Source organism: Helicobacter felistomachi, assembly GCF_030296895.1.
GTDB lineage: Bacteria > Campylobacterota > Campylobacteria > Campylobacterales > Helicobacteraceae > Helicobacter > Helicobacter felistomachi.
In genome coordinates this window covers 427,613-451,312 of the sequence record NZ_AP028022.1, presented here as the reverse complement: position 1 = coordinate 451,312, position 23,700 = coordinate 427,613, and the positions used below count along the sequence as shown (strand labels likewise).

Genomic DNA, 23,700 nt, shown 5'->3' with positions numbered 1-23,700 from the left:
AAATAAGTACACGTTTCAAGCGAGCACTTCACAAACCATAACCCCCTTAAAATAAATGGGTGAGTAATAAGGCGCAAAACCCGCCACAAATCCCCGCTAGGGCATCATCGCCCACCACCCCAAGCCCCCCACCCACATCTCTATCGATCTTGCCAATCAAAGAGGGTTTGTAAATGTCAAAAAGGCGGAAGAACACAAAACTAGCGATCACGCCCAGCCAACTAAGGCCCGCAATCGCCATTGCCATCCACATCCCCACCAACTCATCGATCACAATTTGTTTGTCATCGTGGCTCTTGGTTTGGGCCTCGTAAATGTCAATTTGTTTAATGGCAATGAGCCCGATCAAAAGGGCGCATAAAAATAAAGTGTTGGCTGAGAGATATAAGATGGGTAAACCTAAAACCACTGCCACGACACTGCCCGCTGTGCCCGGCCCTTTGGGAAATTTGCCCGCGTAAAACAAGGTCAAAAAACATTCACGGCTAAAGAAGTTCAAGGTTTTCTCCAAATTTTAGACCCATTGTAGCATGTTTATGAAAAACATGCTACAATGAGGGGGGATTCATTTTCATAGGAGCTTGTATGCACAACCTAGCCGACACAGACTGGGGGGGGGGGGGTAACTTGCCAGTGTTGCCCCCATCTCTTCTCTCTCTTGCCTCTCCAGCATGTTGTTCTTGGCTATCTTGCCGTTTCTTGGTTGCCAGCTGTCAGTTCTCTAAATCTTGTGCTGTTCGATTATCGATTCTCTTTCTGTAAATTTTTCATAAAAAAGGATTAAAAATGTTTTTTTTGCCCTCAACCAAGCAAACACCTGAGCAAACACCTAAAAACAAAAGACACGCAGAATGCACAGAAAAAATCAATGCATTGACTGAGAAAAACCGAGAATTACGCGCTGTCTACAATGCCCTCGACCATTCTCTTGCCATCATTGAGTTCGATACGGAGGGCACAATCCTCAATGCAAATGACAATTTTCTCAAAATCATGGGCTACACCTTAGAGGAAATCAAGGGCAAACACCACTCTATGTTGTGCGATCCCAAATTGGTGTCTTCAAATGACTACCAAAATTTTTGGTATAAACTCAGAGCTGGACAATTTCAGAGGAGAACTTTTAAACGGATCAAGAAAGATGGTTCAGAAGTGTATTTAAAAGCCGCTTACAGCCCTGTCTTGGACGATCGGGGTGAAGTGGTTAAAATCATCAAAACCGCCATTGACATCACGGCAGGCGTTTTAGAATTAAACGATTTGCGTGCTGTTTATAAGGCCAACTTTGCTTCTATGGCCCTCATTGAGTTTGACATGGACGGCCATGTGATCAACGCAAACAAAAATTTCTTAGATCTCATGGGCTACACCTTGGAGGAAATTAAAGGCAAACACCACTCTATATTTTGCGATCCAGAGTTTGTCAAAAGCCCGCAATACGCAGAGTTTTGGGATCACTTAAAATCGGGGGAATTCACCAAAGGGACTTTTAAACGAATCACCAAGGCGGGTAAAGAGATCTATTTGGAGGCGACTTACAACCCCGTTTTTGACAGCGAGGGCGAGATTTACAAATTCATCAAGTTTGCCTTAGATGCCACCCACAAGGAGGAGAAAATCCACATGGTTTTGGAGTTGATCAAAGAAAACCAGCAGCTCACCAGCGATGGTAACCGCATGATTGAAGAAACCACAAGCAATATCCAAAATGTGGCTAGCACCATGAAAAACAATGTGCAATTAGTGGATACCCTAAGCACACAATCCGACTCGATCTCTTCCATCACCCAAACTATTAAAGACATTGCCGATCAAATCAACTTGTTGGCCTTAAACGCCGCCATTGAAGCGGCTAGAGCGGGCGAGCATGGGCGGGGCTTTGCGGTGGTGGCCGATGAAGTGCGTAAATTAGCCGAGCGCACCGGTAAATCTGTAACCGAGATTGCAGCGATCATCAGCTCCATCCGTGAGATCACGCAACAAGTGGTGGAGAACATCAGCAGCGGTGCAGATGAAGCAGAAAAGACCTGTGATCTTTCTTGTGAAACCCAAAATTTGATGGAAAAAATTAAAGCCGCCAGCGACCGGGTAGCCCAGGGCATGGGGGTTTCTGGCAAATAAGGGATAGGCAAGCGGTGGTATTTCTTTAGTATTTTTAGCCCATCATGCCCGGGCAATACGCCCTCCATTGGGACTGCACCAGCGTATGCGTGCCCCCAGAGTAGCGCAGTAAAAACCCATGGGATAAGCCCGTAGGCATTTGGCTGAAAGACCCCAACAACCCAGCTTTGCCAAACGCCACATTATGATACACATAGGCAGTGATGCCATCGACACGCTGGGCTGTATTCTGCTAGGCAAAAGCTACAACGACAAGTTGGGCATCATCCTTTCTTAGGGTCTTTGTCTGCAAAGGCGTTAAAGAAGTTCTTGGCTTGGGCAATGTTGCTTAAGAGGGCGTAGTCGTGTTACAGCTCTTTGGTGATGGTCTTAGCCCTTGTTTGCTCTTGTGTTTGCTCTTGGTAGTCTTGTAAACGCTCTTGCTCTTTGGCAAATTGCGCCTGAGCGTAGTTGTTTGTGAATAAGCTGGATAATAATCTCTCTTCGTCCACGAATTTACGCTTTAGGTATTTCTTCACATTCTCGGGCAAGTCCTTAAAAGCGATTTGGCTGTGTAGGGCCTTTTGTAAGAGATTTTCTAGCTTGAGTGTGTGGAGCTTGTAGGCTTTGGCATTTGTGTCTAGGATTCCTTGCTCGTTCACGTTGAAGTGGTCGAACTCTTGGGTCTTCTCTTGCAGCTCTTGTAGGCTCAATCTTGGGGGTTCTGGCTTTAATTTCTCTTGGCCTGCTTGGATGGCCTTCAAGTCGGCTAATTGCTGTGCCTGCATTGTGGTCTTCGTGTCCTCATTGGGGGCTATGGGCTTCACTTCTTGGGGCTCTTAGAGGGGCTGTGTGTGCCCGTGCGTATCTTCTGCTTGGCCGATCGGCTGTGCTAGGGCTGTTTGGGTTGTTTGTGCTGGGGGCTTGGTCTCTTGGGGGCTAGAGCTTGGGGCTTCTATGTTGTGGGTGAAGTCAAAGCCCTTAAAGTTATGGACTTTCTAGGGGTCTTGTGTCTATACTTAAGGGTTTATGGACTTTTTAAAGGATTTATATGCGTGTTGCTGTGAAGTTGTGGGTCTTGGTTTGCGTATTGTCTGTGTCTCTGTGGGCGGAGAAGAACGGATTTTTCATCGGTGGGGGGTTTGTCTACAACTACTTTAGCCGGACTTTAAACTTCACCATCCCCATTGACGGCACGCACACCTTAGAGCCCGTGGCCGACGAGAGCGCCACACACAGCCAGCAGCACAGCGGCACGCTCTATGGGGGGGAGATTGTGCTGGGCTACAAACAATTCTTTGGCAAGCCCAAACTCTTTGGGCTACGCTACTTTGCCTTTGCCAATGGCATGGGCGGGGGGTATGATTATTTGGGCTTTGATCGCCACGCCCAAAGGACAACAGCCACGCAAAACGCCGCTACATTTTTCTATGGGGCGGGGATTGATTTATTGACGAATTTTTACAATAGGGGCGATCACAGCTTGGGGCTGTTTGTGGGGGCAATGATCGGGGGGCAAAGCTGGCTTTTAGGCAAGGCGTATGTGGGCAAACTCTGCCAAACCCAAATCCCCACCCAGCCTAGAGATTGTGTGGGTGCGGATGCAGTGTGGAAAAACAACGCTGCGATCGCCAACTCTATGGGCAATGATGCGAAGTTCTATGAAATGCCCAGTTTTCAAGTGGCGGTGCAAGGGGGCTTTAGGGTGTAACTCTCTAAGCACCAAAGCTTTGAAATGGGAGCGCGCTTTCCCTTTTTAGAGCACACCTACTACACCGAGGAAGACAAAAACAAGTGGGGTATTTATGGCAAAAATGGCAAAGCCCGCATTTTTTTAAAGCGCGGGATCGCCCTTTTTGCGCATTATTTCTACACTTTTTGAGCAAAAACACGCCTAAAATACCTAAACTTTTTGAGATTTACCCCCTTGTGCTAGACTTTAGCTTTTGCTAAAGGGGCAGTATGCAACAACTAAAGGCTTTGCTTTGGGGTTTAGTGGCTGTTGTGGGGGCGGGGGCGGTGGGGGTGCTGGTACCTGCATAGGGGCGAGAGCATCAACACGCTTTGGCTGGTGTGTGCGGCGGTGTGTATTTATAGTTTGGGGTATCGCTTTTACAGCCATTTTGTGGCTTATCGGGTGTTGCGACTCAACGACAAGCGCGCCACGCCCGCATGTGTGATCAACGATGGGCGCGACTTTGTCCCCACACACAAGGTGATCACTTTTGGGCACCACTTCGCCGCCATTGCAGGGGCTGGGCCTTTGGTAGGGCCTATTTTAGCCGCCCAAATGGGTTATTTGCCCTCCATTTTGTGGATTTTGATCGGCAGTGTGCTGGGTGGCTGCGTGCACGATTTTATCGTGCTCTTTTGCTCCATGCGCCGCAATGGGCGTTCCTTGGGCGAAATGATTAAAGATGAAATGGGGTCTTTTGTGGGCTGGTTTGCCATGTTGGGGACTTTGGGGATCATGGTCATCATCATTGCCATTTTGGCGATGGTGGTGGTCAAAGCCCTCGCCCACTCGCCATGGGGGCTTTTTACGATCGCCTGCACGATCCCCATCGCTATTTTTATGGGGCTTTACATGCGCTTTTTGCGCCCCCAAGTGCTCGAAAGCTCGCTGATTGGCTTTGCGCTCTTGCTCTTAGCAATTTATTATGGCAAGGTGGTGGCTAATGACCCCACTTTGGCCTCTTACTTCACCCTTCAAGCCAGCTCTCTAGCGTGGATCATCATCGCTTACGGCTTTGTCGCCTCCATTTTACCCGTGTGGTTCTTGCTTGCCCCCAGAGATTATTTAAGCACCTTTTTAAAAATCGGGGTGGTGCTGGTTTTGGCTTTAGCCCTTGTCTTTGTCGCTCCGCCTTTGCACTTGCCTAGACTGACACATTTTATCGATGGGAGCGGGCCTGTTTTTGCGGGCGCGCTCTTCCCCTTTTATTCATCACGATCGCCTGTGGGACGATCAGCGGTTTTCACGCCCTCATTTCCTCGGGCACCACGCCTAAGATCATCGCCAAAGAGAGCCATGCCCGTTTAGTGGGCTATGGTTCGATGCTCATGGAGTCCGTGGTCGCCTTAATGGCACTCTTGATGGCAGGCATTTTGCACCCCGGGCTGTATTTTGCGATCAACGCCCCCCAAAGTGCGCTAGGCACGGACATCGCCACAGCCGTGCAGGCCATCAATTCTTGGGGTTTTAAAATCACGCCCCAAGAGATCGAGGACATCACGAAACACATCGGGGAGCAGAGCATTTTAAGCCGCACGGGGGGTGCGCCCACTTTTGCCATCGGGCTTAGTTTGCTCGTGTATAAGGTCGTGGGGCACCCTAGCGTGATGGCGTTTTGGTACCACTTTGCGATCCTCTTTGAAGCTTTATTTATTTTAACCGCCGTGGACGCGGGCACGCGCACCGCCCGTTTCATGATCCAAGACATACTAGGGCATGTCTATAAACCTTTAGGCGACACCAATTCTTACACAGCCGGCATTGTGGCAACCTTGCTAGCGGTGGGGCTTTGGGGGTATTTCTTGTACCAAGGCACGATCGATCCTAAAGGGGGCATTTACACTTTATGGCCGCTCTTTGGCGTGAGCAACCAAATGCTTGCAGGCATGGCACTCTTGCTTGGGACCACGATTTTATTTAAAATGGGGCGCTTTAAATACGCTTTGGTGAGCGCCTTGCCCGCCGCCTTCATTTTATCCATCACTTTTTACAGCGGGATTTTAAAGGTGTTGCCTAAAGGCACAGACCCTATTTTAAACAAAGTGTCGCATGTCGCGACCGCCCAAATTTTAAGCGCAAAACTCGCCCACGCTACAGACCCTAAGCAAATAAGCCTGTTCAAGCAAGCCATTTTTAACCACAGCATCGATGCCGTGCTTTGCGTTTTCTTCATGCTCGTGGCGCTCTTGGTGTTGGGGGCAAGTGTGCGCATTTGCGTCAACGCCTACAAGGGGCAGGTACAGCCGCCTTTAGCCGAAAGCGCGTTTGTGGCTGTGTCTTAATGCTAGGCATGTTAAAATAAACGAAAAATTTAAGGGATAGCATGGACATTCATAACAGTGATTCAGACATTGAGCAGTTTTTTGCCTTCTGCAAAGAAAAGGAAGTGGAGTTTGTGGATTTCAGATTCACCGATGTCAAGGGGACATGGAATCACATGGGCTATTACATCGGGGGTGTGGATAAGGACTTGTTGCAAAAGGGAATCCCCTTTGATGCGAGCTCCATCAAGGCGTGGCAGAGCATTGACCGCTCGGATATGATCTTAAAGCCCGACTTGATTCGCTACTTCATTGACCCCTTTAGCGCAGACATCACCGTGGTGGTCTTTTGCGATGTGTGGGACATTTACAAGGAACAAGATTATGAGCGCTGCCCTAGAAGCATCGCCAAGCGGGCACTAAGGCATTTACAAAATCTAGGCATCGCCGACATGGCTTACTTTGGGGCGGAAAATGAGTTTTTTATCTTTGACTCCATTAAAATCAAAAACAGCGCAAATTGCCAATATTATGAGATCGACAGCGAAGAGGGCGAGTGGAATCGGGATCGCAGTTTTGAGGGGGGGGTGAATTTCGGGCACCGCACGGGGCATAAAGGCGGGTATTTACCCACACCCCCCACGGACACGATGATGGATATTAGGGCAGAGATCGTGAAGGTTTTAAACCAAGTGGGGCTAGAAACCTATGTCGTGCACCACGAGGTGGCGCAAGCGCAGGGCGAGATCGGTGTGCGCTTTGGGGAGTTGGTGGAGGCCGCCGACAATGTCCAAAAGCTTAAATATGTGGTGAAAATGGTCGCCCACTTAAATGGCAAAACCGCCACCTTCATGCCAAAGCCCTTGCACGGGGACAATGGCAGCGGCATGCACACGCATGTGAGTTTGTGGAAAAATGGGGAGAATCTCTTTAGTGGCGATGTTTACAAAAACCTAAGCCAAATGGCCCTGCATTTCTTGGGCGGGGTTTTGCGCCACGCGAGAAGTTTAGCAGCCTTCACCAACGCGTCTAGCAATTCATATAAACGCTTGATCCCCGGCTTTGAAGCCCCTTCTATCTTGACCTATTCGGCGCAAAATAGGAGTGCGAGCGTACGGATCCCCTATGGGGTGAAAGGCAAGGCGGCGCGCTTTGAGTTTCGCTTTCCTGACAACTCGTCTAATCCCTATTTGGCCTTTGCCGCCATTTTAATGGCAGGCTTGGACGGACTAGCGCAAGAGATGGATCCGGGTGCACCTATGGACATCAACCTCTTCCAACTCACCCTAGATGAGATTAGAGACAAGGGGATCAAGCAACTCCCCCACACCTTAAGAAGTGCGTTAGAAGAGATGTTGGTGCATAAGGAGTATTTGAAAAAAGGGGATGTCTTTACCGAGGAGTTTATCCAGGCCTACCAAAGCTTTAAATTCCGCTCTGAAGTGTTCCCCTGGGAGAGCCGCCCCCACCCCTTTGAGTTTAAAACCACTTACTCTTGCTGATGCATAAAAGGCGGGGCAGGTCGTTTTACGATAATTTTAGAAAGTTTAAGGCAGTTATCCGCCTACTCAAAAGCCTTTGGCATTTGTTAAAAAAACATTGAGGGAGAACATGAAAAAAACTTCACTTTTATTGTTAGTGGGCTTGCTTGGACTTGGCTGTGCGCCTAAAGTCGTCGACAAACACGAACAGGGACCCCTTCCCTTTTCTTATTATGAAGAGCATGAAAAACCCCAGCCCAAAAACCACCTCTTGGTCTTGCTCCCGCCCTTAACGATCACCTTTAGCAAGACGGTGCCCGCCAGCATGCAGCAGGGCTTTAAAGATTCGATGCGCGATCAAATCCAAGAAATCCTAGAAAAACGCGGCTTTAGCGTGCAACAGGTGAAGATGCCCCTAACGCCCACTGAAAAAGAGCGGGGTTATGCGTTAGTGGAGGTGAGCGGGTTTGTCAAGGTGTTGGAGGACATTAGCCTACGCGAGGATCGGTTAAGAAATGGGGGGTTGGAGGGCAAAAACTCTAATTTATCCATGGGCTATTTGACCTTAAAGGTGCTCGAACCTAAGAGCCAAAAGCCTTTAAACATGACAAGCTTAGAGCTGCCCGGTTATCAAGTGCGCACCCCTGTAACCGTGCGTCAAGAGCGCGGCGTTTCTGGGGGGTATATGCCTACAAGTGTCGTGACCCCCATCCGTGGCGAGGGCTTTGACAGCAATGTTTACCAAATTTTAACGCAAATTTATGCGCAAGGGGTGCATAAAATCAGCCAGGCTCTAGACCCCGACCAGCTCATGGATTACCGCTATTTGGTCGACAAGTTTAAAAAGGGTCATTAGGAAAATCTTCGCGCAAATGGAAAATTTGCGCCCCAAAGTCTGTGTCTATCTCCACCCTTAAGCGCCCCTCGCAAAAGACCTCATAATCCATCTTTTCGCCCTGTGTGAGCACGAAGCTAGGCAGAATGGGCAAGAGGGCGCAGCGCCCCCGATTGAGGATGATTTTATTGATATGCACCCGCCTGCTTAGGGCTTTGATCTCTAAAATGTGTTTGGTCTGCCACACACCATAATCCCTGCTCCAAGAGGTGTAGGGCTGTTTTTGGCTAAAAAATGTGGCGCTTAGGGGGACTTTAGGCAACTGCACTTGCTCTTCTCTTAAGAGTTGCTCGCCGGTGGGTAGAGCCAAAAGGGGGCTTAAAAGCAAGCTAAAGGCTAGGGCTTTCAATCGTTGTTTCCGCTGATATTGTGGTCTAAAATGGAGTGGATTTTTTCCACATTTTGTTTATTGGTGTAAAAATAAATTTCTACCCGGTTGTTGTGCATGCGATCTTCTACGCTGTCATTAGGCATGATGGGGTTGTTTTGGCCATAGGAAGTGAAGGAGAGTTTTTGCGGGCTAATGCCATCCCTGAGTAAGGCGTGCATGACCTTGTAAGCGCGGCTTGCTGCTAAAGCGTAGTGGTCCTTAAAGCCGCTGGAGGCAGGTAGGGGGGTGTTGTCGGTGTAGCCACGCACATTCACCTCCACTTGATCAGGCAAACGTTGGATGATTTTGGCAAAGTTTCGGATCTTTTCGCGCATGGTGGCGTTGATCTTGTCGCTGTAGGGCTCTTCAAAGAGCAGGCTAGAGGGCAGTTTCAACACCGCCCCTTGATCGGTTTGCTCTAAAATCGAGCCCTCACCCACTTTGGTGATCGTGATTTGCGAGCGGCTGGAATGCTCTTTGGATTCCTTCTCTTGAGCCTCTACCGTGTTTTGGGTTTCACCGGGGGCGGGGGGATTGGGATCACAGGCTGCATGGCATCGGGCACGGGGGCGTAGTCAAAAATCTTGATAAATTCTTTCTTAAGGGCTTTGACTTTAGCCTTGTTGATCACTGAGATCGCATAAAGGGCGATGAAAAGCGCAAGCAACAAGGACAAAAAGTCCGCATAGGGCACCGCCCAGCGCTCCCCAGCGGGGCATTCTACTTTTTTTGCTTTCTTTGCCATTATTCAAACTGCGATTTTTTAGGCTCACCAGGAGCGATGTAGTTGAGTAACTTCATTTCTAAATCCCTAGGGTTGTCTCCATTGGCGATCCCGATGATGCCCTCTAAGATCACCACTTTTTCTTTCAAGATGTCCTTAGATTTGTTTTTAAGTTTATTGCCAAAGGGCCCAAAGAGGGCGTAAGAGCACATGATCCCCGTAACCGTGGCCGTGAACGCCCCCGCGATCCCTAGCGCCATTTCTTGGGGGTTGTCTAGTTTTTGCAAAGCCAACATCAGCCCCAACACCGCCCCCACCAGCCCAAAGGTGGGCGCGCTCTCGCCGGCGGTGATCCAATAGTGTGCCGCCCCGTGGTAATACTCTTCTAACTCTTCGATCGCCACATCTAGGCTCTCTTGCACGGATTTGATGTCCTTGCCATCCACAATCATAGAAAAGCCGTTGCGGGTGAAGTCGTCCTCAATCTGCGCCACCCGCGACTCTAAAGAGAGCACCCCGTCCTTTCTAGCCATGGTGGAGAGTTCCACGATGTTTTTGATCGTGTCTTGTAAATTCACCTTGGGGTTTAAAAACACAATCTTGATCTCTTTAAAGGCCGCTTTGACATGGTGGGCGTGGGTGCTCACCATTGCTGCGCACAAGGTCGTGGGGATGATGATGATTAAAGAGCTCACATGGATCACGTGGATGGGGTTGCCCCCCTCCAAAATATCCCCCACTGCAATGGATGTGATCGCCAAAAGCACCCCTAAAAGTGATGACAAATCCATGAAACTACCCTTTCTGTTTTTTTGCTATTGTGGATAATCCGTTAAGGTTTGTATGCCATGTTTGCCACACACCCGGCACTCTTCATGGCGTTGGACGGCGATTTTTCTAAAGTCCATGTTCTTGGTGTCCACGTGCAATAGCTGGTTGGTGAGTAGGGGGAAACCTAGAAAATATTTGATCGCCTCAGAGGCCTGAATGCAGCCCACGATCCCAGGCACCACCCCAAATAACCCCGCTTTAAACACGCTGTTTAGCTCCACATGCGGGGGCTTGTCAAAAATACAGGCAAAACACGCGCTCTTTTTAGGCAAGATCGTGATCGTTTGTCCGTGGTGTTTGAAAATCCCGGCGTGGCTTAAAGGTTTATTTGCTAAAACACAAGCATCGTTGATCAAAAACTTGCTGGCAAAATTATCGGTGGCATCGATGACAAAATCATACTCTTGGATTAACCCTAAAGCGTTGGCGGCGGTGAGTCTCTCAAAGTGGGTTTCTACTTGCACTTCGGGGTTTAGTGCCAACATTTTGCGCTCAGCAGACTTGACCTTGGCGCTGTGAATCTCGGATGTGGTGTGTAAAATTTGGCGCTGCAGGTTGTTTAACTCAATGATGTCAAAGTCCAACACCCCAATGCGCCCAATGCCTGCTGCCGCCAAATAAAAACAATTGGGCGAGCCTAGCCCGCCCGCTCCGATCACAAGCACACTCGCACGCAACAACCTTTCCTGCCCCTCCTCGCCCACATCTTCTAACATCAAATGCCGTTTATAGCGTTCTTTTTGACTCTCTGTCATGGCTTTCCTTAAGAAGTGATGTGTGCAATCCACGCAGGCATATGGGGCTGTTCGGCCTTAAGACTCGTAGCGCGCCCGTGCCCGGGGTAAATGGGGCAGTCTGGCCTCTTTAGTGCGTAAAAACGCTCTAAAGACTCTTTCATGTCTTTGGGGTTAGAGTAGGGGAAGTCGTAACGGCCGATGCTCCTATGGAAGATAAAATCCCCGCTAAAAAACACCCCCCACTTCGATGACACTACACCCCGGGGTGTGCCCGGGAAAGTGCCAATAAGTGATCTTAACCCCCTCCACCTCAAAAGAATGGCTCTTTTTATGCCCCTCAATGGGCTGGATGTCTGCCTCTTTGCAAGTGGGTTGTCCTAAATGGAAGCAATCCGTGGTGAGCATGAAAATGTCCTCTTTAGGCGCATACAAGGGCACATCCGTCCACTGCTCTTTTAAAGCGGCTGCGTCCCAAACATGGTCGTAATGCCCGTGTGTGATTAAAATCGCTAGGGGGTTTTTGGCCTGCTCTTGCACCCACGCGCCCGCCCCCACGCCCGGATCGATCACCAAATCGCCCTGTGCTAATTGCAAGACATAACAATTTGTCTGTGTGTTGCCAAAAGCCTGCACTTTGATTTTAAACATTTTTCCATTTTAGCAAAATTTGCCTAAAGTTCGTCCTAGCTGTTGCTACAATTTTAAACCCTAAGCGCGCTTTTAATCTGCCAAACACCCATTTTAAACTGCACCGCAAGATTCTTGCTTTAAACTCTTGAAAACTTGCCTTAAGGATTTGTCCGTGTTTAAATGGATGCTTCTAGTCTTGCAAAATTACTTCCTCTCGCCCTTCATTTTCGCCATTGCCTTGACTTTGGTTGCCATCATCGGCGCGTTTTTAAGCACGGGTCTAGGGTTTTTTGTGGTGCTTGGCAAGTGGGGGGAGAGTCTATTTTTGCTTTTAAAGTTCTCCATGCAAATGCTCTTGTTGCTGGCTACGGGCATCGCCCTAGCCAGAGCCCCGCTTGTCAACAAGTGTTTTAATGCCATAGCAGACAAAATCCATACCCCTAAAATGGCAATTTGGACCATCAGCTTTGTTTCGCTCTGTTGCTGTTGGCTTAGTTGGGGCTTTGGGCTGGTCGTGGGGGCGGTGCTCTCTAGGGTGTTAGGACGCAAGGTTAAAGGCGTGGACTACCCCTTACTGGTGGCGAGTGCTTACTCGGGCTTTTTAATTTGGCATGGCGGGTTGTCTGGGAGCATTCCGCTCAAAGTCGCCACAAATGACGGGGATTTAGGCAAACTTAGTGGGGGTGTTTTAAGCCAACCCATCCCCTTAAGCCACACGATTTTTTCTAGCTACAACCTTGCCATGGTCCTACTACTCTTGCTAGGGCTGCCCCTCATCAATGCCCTCATGCACCCCAAAATCCCCACCCCAATGGACCCCGCTAACCTCAAGGACACGCCGCCTAAACCCACCCGCATTGAGTGCTTTGCGCATCGCTTAGAGCACAGCCCCTTGTTGGGGTCGTTTTTAGGGCTCTTGGGTGTGGCGTATTTGGGGATTTACTTTTTGAATAAGGGCTTTGCACTCAACCTCAACACCTTGATTTTGCTGTTCTTGTTCTTAGGGCTATGCGCGCACGCAAGCCCGCATCAATACTACGCCACAATGGAGCAGGACTTAAAAAGCACGACCGGCATTGTGCTGCTGTTTCCCTTTTATGCGGGCATCATCGGGGTGATGGGGCTTAAAGGCGCAAATGGAGTGAGTTTTGCTAATGTCCTAGCCGATGCCTTCTCAAAAATTGCCACCCACGACAATTTCGCTCTGCTTAGCTATCTAAGCGCAGGGCTTTTAAACATTTTTATCCCTAGCGGTGGGGGGCAGTTTGCCGTGCAAGGACCTGTGTTGCTCCCTAGCGGGGCGGCTTTGGGCGTTGATCCCGCTGTAACTTGCATGGCAATCGCGTGGGGGGATGCGTGGACGAATATGATCCAACCCTTCTTTGCGCTTCCGCTGCTTGGCATTGCCAGCTTAGATGTGCGCCACATTGTGGGCTATTTGCTTGTGGCGTTTGTCTATGCGGGGGCGGTGAGTGCGGGCTGTTTGTATTTTTTGACCTAGGGGACTTTCTTGATGGATTTATGAATTTTGCCTTGATGTCCTTGAGCTTGCTTAAAATTGTGAAAGCCTGGCTCGACTCATTGTAGGGTAACCCTACACAATTGGTTGCCTTGCATTAGAATTTTGCATTTAAAATTACCATTTAAACATAGGCGTAGAGCAGAGTTAAAAAAGCAGGAGTGAAAGGCATGGCTTATGAATTTATCTAATGTCAGGATTGGCACAAAGCTCGTTGGTTTAATCATTGGGATTTTGCTGGTCATCTTTGTTATTCTAGCCTTAGTGATCACGCATAAGTCTTCTAAAACCTTACAAGAAGAGGCTTACAAAACCCTCTACAATGTTGCTGAGAGGCACGCCAATCGCATCATCCCCGCCTTTGGCCAAAGTTTTACCCTGCTAGAAACCCTGAGAGAGACGATTCAAACCTCCATTGCCGATCATTCCTTATATAAAGATGAATTATCTAATTTTACGCGCACTGCCTTTGACGAGGCCAATTGGTCAAATTATTTATTCCTCTACCTCCCGCGCGCGGTCTTTCAAGATCACGCTAAAATTCCCCCCCAGTCAGAAGGCACAAAACACCTTGATCCCAAAGGTCTCTATTTGGTTTTTGAGGACACCGATATGGCACACACAGGAGGGGTGATTTCCCTCTCTGCCCAACAGAGTGCCAGTCTTTTTAACAGCGCTCACATCCAAGAAGTGTTGCAGAAGAATCAAGACGCGGTGAGCGAGCCGATGCACATCAACGTTGCGGGCAAGGAGATAACCACCGTCATCGCCACCGTCCTCATTAGAAATAAACAAAAACAAGCGATAGGGTTTGTCAGCATTGCCATCGATCTTGCGAGAATGCGCCAAGAGATCATCTTAGACAAAACCAGCTCGGTTTATCGGGGCGACATCATTGCAGTGCTCTCCTCTACGGGCAGAGTCGCTGCTTTCCCAGACACCAAAATGATTGGCAAACCCTTGATTGAAGTCAATCCGGGCCCTTTGACAGAGGCCATTTTAAAAGCCGCAAAAGAGCGCAAAGAAGGGGTGTTCCCTTATGTCAATATTAGACACCAAGAATCCTTCATTGGATTGGTGAATTTTAAGGTGTGGCGTAGCATCGATCAGTTTTGGTCGGTCTTTATTGTCGCCACGAAAAAGGTCATTTTTAAGCCTAGAAACGAGCTTGCAAGACTCGTCATCGTGACCGCTGTTTGTTCTCTCATTGCCGCGGGGGTGTGCGTGGCGTTTTTGGCCAATAAAATCATCTCTGCGCGCCTCTCTGTCGTGTTGGAGGGCTTGGTTACTTTTTTTAGGTTTTTAAACCACGAAAAAGTCTCCCTGAAGCCCTTAAAGACGCAAAGCAATGACGAATTGGGGCAGATGGTGAGTGTCATCAATGCCAATATCCAAAACATCCAAAAATCTTTGCAAGAGGACGAGCAGGCAGTGTCCCAATCAGTCAGCACGGCTAAGATCATCGAGTCGGGCGATTTGAGCGCAAGAATCACACAAATCCCTGCTAACCCCCAGCTTAAAGAACTTAAAAATGTACTCAACACCATGTTAGACACCCTAGAGCGCAAGGTGGGGCGCAACATGGACACCATCAACGCCGTTTTTGAAGCTTACAAGAAATTTGACTTCACGGCTGAAATTCCAGAGGCTAAGGGCGCGGTGGAGATCACCACGAATATGCTAGGTCAAGACATCCGCGAGATGCTGAGTGCTTCTTTTGCTTTTGCCAAAGAATTGTCCTCCCAAAGTGCCATCTTAAGAGAATCCATGCAAGCTCTCTCGCAAAGCAGCGTGGAGCAATCCAACTCCCTAGAGGGGACGGCCAAACAAATTGCCCAAATCGCGGCTTTTATGCAAAACACCAGCACCCAAACCACAGAGATCACCAAGCAGGCTCAAGAGATCAAAAACATCATTGGCATCATCCAAGACATCGCCAATCAAACCAATCTTTTGGCCTTAAATGCCGCCATTGAAGCCGCTAGAGCGGGCGAGCACGGGAGGGGTTTTGCGGTGGTGGCCGATGAAGTGAGAAAATTAGCCGAGAGGACCGGGAAATCTTTAGGCGAGATCGAGGCCAATGCCAACTTATTGATCCAAAGCATCAATGAGATTGTTGCCAATGTCCAAGAGCAGGCCAGTGGGATTGAAGCGGTCAATGAAACGGTCGAGCAATTAGAAGTTGTGGTGCAAAAAAACGCCCAAATCGCCCAAGACACCGATCAGATCACCCAAAAAGTCAATGACATCGCTAAGGAAATTTTTGATGATGTCAATAAGAAGAAGTTTTAAGGCAGGAATGGGGCGACTTGAATGAGCCACTTAAAGACTTGCACCTAAGTCTAGTCTGTGGCTCTGTTTGCCCTCACCTAGTGCCTTGTGCGCGGGAGAACTTGGCCTTAATTTGTGTAAGTTTGCTTAAAAAGCGGTGGGCTTGCTTTGAAAGGGGGAGTCGGTGCAAGTGCTGCTTAGTTTAGCCAACCAACAAATGGCTTGGTAGTAAAGGGGCACGCGTAAATAGCGATCGTTAAACTCTAGCTCATCAAAGCCCATGCCAAAGTCGTAGACATTAAAGTCAATGCGCTCGTTTTCACCTGTGTGCCCCATACGCTTTTGGGGGAAGTCCAAGATACTTCTAAAAAAATGATACCCCTCTTCTCTAAAAGAAGTGCCAAAAACCACAGCACAGGAGTCTTCGGGTTTTGTGGTGAGCGTGATGTCGTATTGAGTGGCTAAAATGTGGTAGAAAAACCATGCCTTAAAATTTTTTAAGTTTTCTAAAGCATTTTTGCCAAACCAAAGAGAAACCCCGATTGTGAGAGGACTTTTAGTGGGTGGGGGTGGGGGCAAGCGGCTAGACTCAATAAGGCATCTAAAAGCGGGGCAAAAACGGGTAACCTTAAAGTTTTGCCGAGTATAGCATGAGTTTTGATAGGTTTTTGTTATAATGGGGGCTTATTTAGCCAAAGGATGGATATGCAAGTCTTCATCAACGGACAGGCCAAAGAGTTTGACAAACCTCTAAGCATCGATTCTGTCATTAAAGAGCTAGGCATTGAAGCGCAGGTGTGTGCGGTGGCTTTAAACGAGTCGGTGGTGAGAAAAGAGAAGTGGCACAGCACCCCCCTACAAGAAAACGACCGCCTAGAGTGTTTGCAGTTTATGGGAGGCGGTTGATATTGTTAAGCCCCCTTAACCCTTGGTTTAGCGTTATTGATCGCCTTGGCATGATGGTGTCGGCCTCTCTATTGTTGCTTGTGTTTGGTGATGGTGTCGGCTATCTTAAGCTTGGCTTATTTGGTCGCCCTTTAGAAATTTAGGGTTAATGGCTGTCTGCCTCTAAAACTTGATTGACGCTTGCCTTGGAGGAGTTGTTGGTTATCTTAGGGGAATCATCCCCTTTTGGGTCAGGTGTCGTGTTGAGCATTGCCTTGTTATCGCCCCCTTTCAATGGTGTTGAAAACCAGCTTTGTACTCGTTAAACTCCGTCGCTAAACCTATCTTTGAGCTTGGTTTGCTTGCCCTTTGTGGGGAATTGTGCGCCCTTTTTGGCGGGGTTTAGGCTAGCCGCTTGTATTGTTGCTGATGTGGCCCACAATTTTAGAAAACGCCCTGTTTGTTGCCGATGCTCACCACAAGACGGGCATGCACGATTTAGCCCATTTTTTAGAGCAGCTTAGGGCGCACCCGCCCAGCCAACTTTTTTTAATGGGCGACATGTTCCAAATTTTCGTGGGCAGCATTAAACACACCCACACCCCCCATATTTTGGAACAAATAGAGCACCTAAGTCGACAAATCCCCGTGTTTTACTTTGAGGGCAATCATGACTTGGGCTTAAGTGGTGTGCCCCAGCTCAAAAACACGACGATCTATCCCAGAAGTGCACAGCCGGTCATTTTCAGCCACAAGGATCAACTTTACGCCCTCGCGCACGGGGATCTATTTTTGGGCTTTGGCTATGGCCTGTATATCCGTTTGCTTTCAAACCCATTAAGTCTAAAAACCCTAGGGCTTTTGGCGCACATCAAGCCCCTTTACACGGCCATCAGTGCTCCCATTTATGCCAAAAGGATTAGAACTTACCCCCAAAGTGCTCTAGATTTCACCCACTTTGCCCAAGCGCGCCTAGAACGCTATGCCAAACAAAGCCCACAGACCTTAAGCGGTGTGATTGAGGGGCATTTTCATATCGGGCGCATGGACAAAGACTCTAAAGGCCCGCTGTATGTGTCTTTGCCCTCATTTTATTGCACTAAAGAGGTTACCAGATTAAGCAATGGAGGCTGGATCATTTGCCCTGCCCTAAGCCAAATACATCAATGCACGCTAAACTAAGAGAAAATAGGCTAAAATTTAAAGCCCTTTAAATTTTGTGAAATGGGGATGCACTTGACAGAACAAAATTTAAACACCGCCCTAAATTTAGGCGAGATCGAGCTGGTGGACTTTAGAATCTTCGGCTTGCAAGGCGATCAACCCTTCGAGGGCATTTATGGAATCAATGTGTCTAAGGTGCAAGAGATCATCATGATGCCTGAAGTTTTTGAGTGCCCCACGAATTTGGATTATATTTTGGGCGTTTTTGATCTGCGCTCTACGATCCTTCCCTTGATCGATTTGTCGCGATGGCTAGGCATTGTCGAGGATGAAAGCCGTGTGGTTGAAAAAGTTGTGGTCATCACGGAGTTTAGTGGTGTGAAAATGGGCTTTGTGGTGCACGCGGCTAAACGCATTCGGCGCATCGACTGGAGCAATGTGGAGCCCGCTGCTTTCAGCAACCAAAGCACGCTAAGCAAGGATAAGATCACAGGCACAACCAAGATCGATGGCGATAAAACGATGTTGATTTTAGACTTAGAGAGCATTTTAGACGACTTAGACTTGCATAGCCCAAAAGCTTCCAAACCGCCTAAAGAAAAGCAGGTCAGGCAGTTTGAGGGGATTGCGATGTTTGTGGACGACAGCAAGTCCGCCCGCACGATCATCAAGCACACTTTGTTAAAAATGGGTTTTAAAGTCGTGGAAGCGGTGGATGGCAAGGATGGGCTGGCTAAATTAGAGATGCTTTACGAGCAGTATCAAGACAAGTTGGATCAAAATTTAAAGCTCATTGTGTCCGATGTGGAGATGCCCAAAATGGATGGTTACCATTTTTTCTCTAAAATCCAAGCAGATCCTAGATTCTGCCAAATCCCCGTGCTGTTTAACTCTTCGATCTGCGATGATTACAGCGCGCAAAAGGCCTTGGATTTAGGGGTGAAGGGGTATTTGGTGAAGTTTGATGCCGATCGTTTCATGGACGAGGTCGCTAAGATTTTAGGGTAATCTTAAGTATAATAAAAGAATTTAAGAAAGAGGTGTTTTATGGATGATATGAAAGAGATCATGGAAGACTTTTTAGTTGAAGCCTTTGAGATGAACGAACAGCTCGATCAAGATTTGGTGGAGCTGGAACACAGCCCCGAAGACTTGGACTTGCTTAATCGCATTTTTAGGGTCGCCCACACCATCAAGGGCTCAAGCTCTTTTCTTAACCTAGACACCCTAACCCACTTGACTCACAACATGGAAGATGTCTTAAACCGGGCGCGCAAGAACGAATTAAAAATCACCCCCGATGTGATGGATGTCGTCTTGCGCTCGGTGGACATGATGAAAACTTTACTGGTGAATATCCGCAACACAGGTACAGATGCTAATGCCGGCCTAGACATTGAGGGGATCACTAAAGAGTTGCAGGCAATCGTGCAAGACCCCGAGCAAGCCGCTCCCACACAAGAAGCTAGCCCTGCGCCAGCTCCACAAGAGCAAGCTAAAGCAGAACAGCCCACAGCAGAGCAACCCAAAGAAGAGGCCAAGGCTGAGGATCAGACAGAGACGCAAGTTGAGGCGGGCCACGATGGCGAGCCTGACTACTCTAATATGAGCCCACAAGAGGTGGAGCAAGAGATCGAGCGACTCTTAAAATTGCGCCAAGAGGCGGATAAAGCCCGCCGGGCAGAGAAAAAGAAAGAAGAAGCACAAAGCACCACAGCCCCAAGTGCCCCCGCACAAAATGCACACCCCCAAAGCGCGCCTACCCCAAAAGCCGCCCCAAGCGCCCCTGCGCCTAAACCCGCACCAGCAAAACCCGCCCAAGCAGCCGCGAAGCCGGGCGCGCCTAAAAAAGAGGGTGAAAAGTCAGTAGCCATCGGGGTCGAGCAGACGGTGCGCGTGGATGTGGGGCGCTTAGACCACTTGATGAATTTGATCGGGGAGTTGGTGCTGGGTAAAAACCGCTTGATTCGCATTTACGGCGATGTGGAGGAACGTTACGATGGAGAGAAATTCTTAGAAGAGTTGAACCAAGTCGTGTCTTCGATCTCCGCTGTAACCACAGACCTGCAGCTGGCGGTGATGAAAACAAGGATGCAGCCCATTGGCAAGGTCTTTAATAAATTCCCCCGCATGGTGCGCGATTTGAGCCGCGAGCTGGGTAAAAGCATCACTTTGGTGATTGACGGGGAGGAAACCGAGCTAGACAAATCGATCGTCGAAGAAATTGGTGATCCTTTGATCCACATCATTAGAAACTCTTGCGACCACGGGATTGAAAAACCCGAAGATCGCAAAATGCTAGGCAAGCCCGAAACGGGACGGGTGGAGCTGAGTGCCTACAATGAGGGCAACCACATTGTGATCAAGATCAGCGATGACGGCGTGGGGCTAGACCCAGAAAAATTGAAAGCAAAGGCCATTGAAAAGGGCGTGATCACTGAGAGAGAAGCCGCCACCATGACGGACAAAGAAGCCCTAAATCTCATCTTTAAGCCCGGCTTTTCCACTGCCAAGACCTTAAGCAATGTGTCTGGACGGGGTGTGGGCATGGATGTGGTGAAAACCAATATTGAAAAACTCAATGGGATCATCGAGTTGGAGTCTGAAGTGGGCGTGCGCACCACACAAAAGCTCAAAATCCCCCTCACTTTGGCGATCATTCAGGCCTTGTTGGTGGGTGTGCAAGAAGAATACTACGCCATCCCCCTATCTTCGGTGTTAGAAACCGTGCGCATCAGCCAGGATGAGATTTACAGCGTGGATGGTAAAAGTGTGTTGCGCCTGCGCGATGAAGTGCTTTCACTTGTGCGCTTAGCAGATATTTTTAAGGTAGATGCGATTTTAGAGAGCTCTAAGGAAGTGTATGTCGTCATCATCGGGTTGGCCGATCAAAAAATTGGGCTGATTGTGGATTATCTCATCGGGCAAGAGGAGGTGGTGATTAAATCTTTAGGCTATTATCTCAAAAGCACGAAGGGCATTGCGGGGGCCACGGTGCGCGGAGATGGCAAGATCACCTTGATCGTGGATGTCGGCACGATGATGGAGATGGCAAAAAATGTCAAAGTCAATGTCAATAGTTTGATCAATGAGGCGCAAAACTCCAACGTCAAAAATAACCCCAGCGACTACATCGTCTTGGCGATCGATGACAGCAGCACGGATCGCGCCATGATGCGTAAATCTTTAAAACCTTTGGGCGTTACGGTGCTAGAAGCGACCAATGGCATGGAGGGCCTAGAAATGGTCAAAAACGCCGACAAAATGCCCGATGCCGTGTTGGTGGACATTGAAATGCCCAAAATGGACGGCTACACTTTCGCAGCTGAGGTGCGTAAATACAATAAGTTTAAGAACTTGCCCCTCATTGCGGTAACCTCAAGGGTTACAAAGACCGATCGCATCCGCGGCGTGGAGAGCGGCATGACCGAATACATCACCAAGCCCTACAGCCCCGAGTATTTGGCAAATGTGGTGAAACGCAGCATCAAATTGGAGAACTAAGGAGCGCGCATGCAAAAAGATACAATGACCTTAAAAGAGCTGTTTGAGAAGCAGAAAAGGGGGGGGCAAGATGAAAAACCCGAGGACAATGAAGAGGTCCTGCAATTCATCGGGTTCATCATCGGCAATGAAGAGTATGCGATCCCCATTTTGAATATTTTAGAAATCGTCAAGCCCATCGGCTACACCCGCGTGCCTGAAACGCCTAATTATGTGCTGGGTGTGTTTAACCTTAGAGGCAATGTGTTTCCTTTAATCAGCCTGCGTTTGAAATTTGGCTTACCCGCCGAAAAGATGAATAAGGACATGCGCTACTTGGTGGTGCGCCACAACGATCAAATCGCCGGCTTTTTCATCGACAGGCTTACCGAGGCGATTCGAATCAAACAATCCGACATCGACCCCGTGCCTGAAACTCTGTTAGAAAACAACCAACTGATCTTTGGCATTGGCAAAAGGGAGGATAAATTGGTTTCAATTCTTAAAGTAGAAGAGATACTCAAAAAGGATTTTTAGGTCGATGTTTGGAGTTGTGCTCGAGAAAGGGATGCCATGTTTTCTAAATTAGGGATTGCCGCTAAGATCATTGTGGGTGTGTGCGTGGTGGTGGTGTTGGGTATTACAACCATGGGGGTGGTGATCAGCAAACAGGTGAGGACTGTTACGCGTAACACCACCATTCAAACCATGCAGAGAAATGTCGATGAAAACGCCGCCCGCCTGCAAAGGGTGATGAATCGCATGTTTGAATCCATGAGCACTTTAGCGGAGAATCTCGCCTCCATTGATTTAACCCACAATGAAAGCGAAAGACAGCAGTTGATCCGAAAGTTTTTAAATAGCACCGTACGTGTGAAACTGGTTAGCGTGTCCGCTGTGGGTGATCCTAACGGTTCTTATATTACGAGCAAAGTGGGAGATACCCTAGAAACTTCCATTAAAAAGGATTTTTACAATCCTGGAATCACGCGTCAAGTGCTACAAGATGGCAAGATTCTTAAAACAAAACCCTATTTTAGAGAGATTGGTGGGCAAAGAATCTTCGGCTTTGAATTGGCGGTGCCTCTTGACAAGAATGAACATGGCAAAACTAAATTAGTGGGGGTGATGATCGCTTTTGTCAGCATTGATGGTTTTGCTGATATTGTCATGCGTAGCAAAAACGACACCTTTGTGATGCAACAAAACGGCTATTTATTGCTGACATACAACAAAAGTATTCAAGGCAAACTCTTGAGCGATGTCAATCGTGATCCTACGGCGGCACACTTAGTGGCGATGGTGCGTGAAAACCGCTCTGGGGCTATGGATTACCACGCCATCAGCACCAATAAAGATAGTTTTTTAGTGGTGAAATCCTTTGACATATTTAGCAAAATTGGTCCCGATGATTTTAAATTCAATTGGGCTGTCGCGCGGTTTGCAAGTAAAAAAGAAATCTTTGCAGCAGCCAGTTATTTGCAAAAATTGATTTTGGTCATGGGGTTAGTTGTGGTGGTGGTGCTGGTGGTGATCGTCTATTTTCTTGTGCGTTACCTCGTGGGCGATCGTATCGGAGTGGTTTCTAACACCCTGAGCAGTTTCTTTAGACTGCTTAACGACCCTAAAAACAATAAAGATGTGCACATTGTCGAACCTAGAATGCTCGATGAAATCGGGTATATGCAGCAATCCATCAACGAGAACATCTTAAAAATTCACGAAAGCACGAAAACGGATAGCGCCACGATTGAGAACATGCTTGCTGTGGTGCGCCACATCAAGGGGGGCAACTTCACACAACAGATCACCGCCACGCCCAACAACCCCGATCTCTTGCAGCTAAAAGAACTCTTTAACGATGTCGTGCTCTATTTGCAACAGCACATCGGTGCACACATGCAAACCATCAACGAGGCGTTTGAACGCTACAAAGCCCTAGACTTCAGCAAGGGCATCGTCAACCCTTCAGGCGATGTGGAAAAGTCCATCGATGCTTTAGGGGCTGAGATCACCAAAATGTTGCGCACTTCTTTGGACTTTGCCAGTGCCTTAACTAAGGAGTCGCAGGGCTTAAAAACTTGTGTGGATCAGCTCACCAACAGCGCCAACCAACAAAATAAAAGTCTGCACCAAACCTCTCAAGCTATTGAGAGCATCACAGAGAGCATTACAGGCATTAGCCAAAAAAGCGAAGAGATGATCGCCCAAGGCCAGGACATTAGAAATATTATAGAGATCATCAAAGACATCGCCGATCAAACCAACTTGTTAGCCCTAAACGCTGCCATTGAGGCCGCCCGCGCAGGCCAACACGGGCGGGGTTTTGCGGTCGTGGCCGATGAAGTGCGTAAACTTGCCGAGCGCACCCAAAAATCTTTGGGTGAAATTGAGGCAAACATCAATGTGTTGGTGCAAAGCATTGCCGACACTGCAGAATCCATTAAGGCGCAGAGCCAAAGCGTGGAGGGAATCAACGCCTCTTTGCAAGTCTTTAAAGAGGACACACAAAACAACCTTGATGTCGCCACCACTTCCTTAGAGGTCGGCAACAACATCGATCGCATTTCTAAAGACATCTTAGAGGATGCAAACAAGAAGAAATTTTAATGCA

18 protein-coding genes and 4 pseudogenes are annotated in these 23,700 nt (G+C 48.4%); 14 read left to right on the top strand and 8 right to left on the bottom strand.

Annotated elements, in window-relative coordinates; translation table 11 throughout:
* Positions 1–46: 46 nt before the first annotated feature.
* Positions 47–499, bottom strand: coding sequence for a phosphatidylglycerophosphatase A family protein (locus tag QUE23_RS02370; RefSeq protein WP_286349477.1), 453 nt, complete (start codon positions 497–499; stop codon positions 47–49).
* Between the two features lie 287 nt (positions 500–786).
* On the opposite strand from QUE23_RS02370, the gene QUE23_RS02365 reads away from it, so the two are divergent.
* Together QUE23_RS02365 and QUE23_RS02360 are read left to right on the top strand one after the other, a co-directional pair.
* Positions 787–2,121, top strand: coding sequence for a methyl-accepting chemotaxis protein (locus tag QUE23_RS02365; RefSeq protein WP_286349069.1), 1,335 nt, complete (start codon positions 787–789; stop codon positions 2,119–2,121).
* Positions 2,122–2,260: 139 nt separating this feature from the next.
* The gene (locus tag QUE23_RS02360) at positions 2,261–2,398 is read left to right on the top strand and encodes a DUF5675 family protein (RefSeq protein WP_286349068.1); all 138 of its coding nucleotides are present in this window, start codon (positions 2,261–2,263) and stop codon (positions 2,396–2,398) included.
* 70 nt (positions 2,399–2,468) lie between these two features.
* On the opposite strand, the gene QUE23_RS02355 is transcribed toward QUE23_RS02360, so the two are convergent.
* The gene (locus tag QUE23_RS02355; protein ID WP_286349067.1) at positions 2,469–2,927 is read right to left on the bottom strand and encodes a hypothetical protein; all 459 of its coding nucleotides are present in this window, start codon (positions 2,925–2,927) and stop codon (positions 2,469–2,471) included.
* A 224-nt stretch (positions 2,928–3,151) separates the two neighbouring features.
* Here QUE23_RS02355 and QUE23_RS02350 point away from each other — a divergent pair.
* From QUE23_RS02350 to QUE23_RS02335, 4 genes and pseudogenes are all read left to right on the top strand, one after another.
* Positions 3,152–3,982 (top strand): annotated as a pseudogene (locus tag QUE23_RS02350) (outer membrane beta-barrel protein).
* 80 nt (positions 3,983–4,062) lie between these two features.
* Positions 4,063–6,117 (top strand): annotated as a pseudogene (locus QUE23_RS02345) (carbon starvation CstA family protein).
* A 41-nt stretch (positions 6,118–6,158) separates the two neighbouring features.
* The gene (glnA, locus tag QUE23_RS02340; protein WP_286349066.1) at positions 6,159–7,598 is read left to right on the top strand and encodes a type I glutamate--ammonia ligase; all 1,440 of its coding nucleotides are present in this window, start codon (positions 6,159–6,161) and stop codon (positions 7,596–7,598) included.
* 109 nt (positions 7,599–7,707) lie between these two features.
* Entirely contained in the window at positions 7,708–8,433 is a 726-nt protein-coding gene (locus QUE23_RS02335) for an HpaA family protein (RefSeq protein WP_286349065.1), read from the top strand.
* On the opposite strand, the gene QUE23_RS02330 is transcribed toward QUE23_RS02335, so the two are convergent.
* From QUE23_RS02330 to QUE23_RS02310, 5 genes and pseudogenes are all read right to left on the bottom strand, one after another.
* Positions 8,417–8,821, bottom strand: coding sequence for a hypothetical protein (locus QUE23_RS02330; RefSeq protein WP_286349064.1), 405 nt, complete (start codon positions 8,819–8,821; stop codon positions 8,417–8,419). The genes QUE23_RS02335 and QUE23_RS02330 overlap by 17 nt on opposite strands.
* Positions 8,818–9,587 (bottom strand): annotated as a pseudogene (gene motB, locus QUE23_RS02325) (flagellar motor protein MotB). The gene QUE23_RS02330 and the pseudogene motB overlap by 4 nt, the downstream one beginning before the upstream one ends.
* Complete coding sequence (motA, locus tag QUE23_RS02320; RefSeq protein ID WP_286349063.1) at positions 9,587–10,357, bottom strand: flagellar motor stator protein MotA; 771 nt, start codon at positions 10,355–10,357, stop codon at positions 9,587–9,589. Before motA ends, motB begins: the two are co-directional and overlap by 1 nt.
* A gap of 24 nt (positions 10,358–10,381) precedes the next feature.
* Positions 10,382–11,152: a HesA/MoeB/ThiF family protein gene (locus tag QUE23_RS02315; RefSeq protein WP_286349062.1), complete on the bottom strand. Its 771-nt coding sequence runs from the start codon at positions 11,150–11,152 to the stop codon at positions 10,382–10,384.
* Between the two features lie 8 nt (positions 11,153–11,160).
* Positions 11,161–11,782, bottom strand: a pseudogene (locus QUE23_RS02310) (MBL fold metallo-hydrolase).
* A gap of 154 nt (positions 11,783–11,936) precedes the next feature.
* Here QUE23_RS02310 and QUE23_RS02305 point away from each other — a divergent pair.
* Entirely contained in the window at positions 11,937–13,265 is a 1,329-nt protein-coding gene (locus tag QUE23_RS02305) for a TIGR00366 family protein (protein ID WP_286349061.1), read from the top strand.
* Between the two features lie 195 nt (positions 13,266–13,460).
* On the top strand, positions 13,461–15,575 hold the full coding sequence (locus QUE23_RS02300; protein ID WP_286349060.1) for a methyl-accepting chemotaxis protein: 2,115 nt from the start codon (positions 13,461–13,463) through the stop codon (positions 15,573–15,575).
* Positions 15,576–15,701: 126 nt separating this feature from the next.
* Here QUE23_RS02300 and QUE23_RS02295 read toward each other — a convergent pair whose 3' ends face one another.
* Positions 15,702–16,133: a hypothetical protein gene (locus QUE23_RS02295; RefSeq protein WP_286349059.1), complete on the bottom strand. Its 432-nt coding sequence runs from the start codon at positions 16,131–16,133 to the stop codon at positions 15,702–15,704.
* Between the two features lie 126 nt (positions 16,134–16,259).
* Here QUE23_RS02295 and thiS point away from each other — a divergent pair, with 126 nt between their 5' ends.
* From thiS to QUE23_RS02265, 6 genes are all read left to right on the top strand, one after another.
* On the top strand, positions 16,260–16,460 hold the full coding sequence (thiS, locus tag QUE23_RS02290; RefSeq protein ID WP_286349058.1) for a sulfur carrier protein ThiS: 201 nt from the start codon (positions 16,260–16,262) through the stop codon (positions 16,458–16,460).
* Positions 16,461–16,868: 408 nt separating this feature from the next.
* Positions 16,869–17,621, top strand: coding sequence for a metallophosphoesterase (locus tag QUE23_RS02285; protein ID WP_286349476.1), 753 nt, complete (start codon positions 16,869–16,871; stop codon positions 17,619–17,621).
* A gap of 54 nt (positions 17,622–17,675) precedes the next feature.
* Entirely contained in the window at positions 17,676–18,611 is a 936-nt protein-coding gene (locus QUE23_RS02280; RefSeq protein ID WP_286349057.1) for a chemotaxis protein, read from the top strand.
* A gap of 39 nt (positions 18,612–18,650) precedes the next feature.
* Positions 18,651–21,107, top strand: coding sequence for a hybrid sensor histidine kinase/response regulator (locus tag QUE23_RS02275; RefSeq protein WP_286349056.1), 2,457 nt, complete (start codon positions 18,651–18,653; stop codon positions 21,105–21,107).
* Between the two features lie 24 nt (positions 21,108–21,131).
* The gene (locus QUE23_RS02270; RefSeq protein ID WP_286349475.1) at positions 21,132–21,623 is read left to right on the top strand and encodes a chemotaxis protein CheW; all 492 of its coding nucleotides are present in this window, start codon (positions 21,132–21,134) and stop codon (positions 21,621–21,623) included.
* A gap of 36 nt (positions 21,624–21,659) precedes the next feature.
* A complete protein-coding gene (locus QUE23_RS02265; protein WP_286349055.1) occupies positions 21,660–23,696 on the top strand; it encodes a methyl-accepting chemotaxis protein in 2,037 nt (678 codons plus the stop codon).
* Positions 23,697–23,700 lie beyond the last annotated feature (4 nt).

Bases quoted from the DNA above. Each gene is read 5' to 3' on its own strand.
- QUE23_RS02365 (WP_286349069.1), top strand. From the start codon at position 787: ATGTTTTTTTTGCCCTCAACCAAGCAAACACCTGAGCAAACACCTAAA.
- glnA (WP_286349066.1), top strand. From the start codon at position 6,159: ATGGACATTCATAACAGTGATTCAGACATTGAGCAGTTTTTTGCCTTC.
- QUE23_RS02335 (WP_286349065.1), top strand. From the start codon at position 7,708: ATGAAAAAAACTTCACTTTTATTGTTAGTGGGCTTGCTTGGACTTGGC.
- motA (WP_286349063.1), bottom strand. From the start codon at position 10,357: ATGGATTTGTCATCACTTTTAGGGGTGCTTTTGGCGATCACATCCATT.
- QUE23_RS02315 (WP_286349062.1), bottom strand. From the start codon at position 11,152: ATGACAGAGAGTCAAAAAGAACGCTATAAACGGCATTTGATGTTAGAA.
- QUE23_RS02300 (WP_286349060.1), top strand. From the start codon at position 13,461: ATGAATTTATCTAATGTCAGGATTGGCACAAAGCTCGTTGGTTTAATC.
- thiS (WP_286349058.1), top strand. From the start codon at position 16,260: ATGCAAGTCTTCATCAACGGACAGGCCAAAGAGTTTGACAAACCTCTA.
- QUE23_RS02285 (WP_286349476.1), top strand. From the start codon at position 16,869: ATGTGGCCCACAATTTTAGAAAACGCCCTGTTTGTTGCCGATGCTCAC.
- QUE23_RS02275 (WP_286349056.1), top strand. From the start codon at position 18,651: ATGGATGATATGAAAGAGATCATGGAAGACTTTTTAGTTGAAGCCTTT.
- QUE23_RS02270 (WP_286349475.1), top strand. From the start codon at position 21,132: ATGACCTTAAAAGAGCTGTTTGAGAAGCAGAAAAGGGGGGGGCAAGAT.
- QUE23_RS02265 (WP_286349055.1), top strand. From the start codon at position 21,660: ATGTTTTCTAAATTAGGGATTGCCGCTAAGATCATTGTGGGTGTGTGC.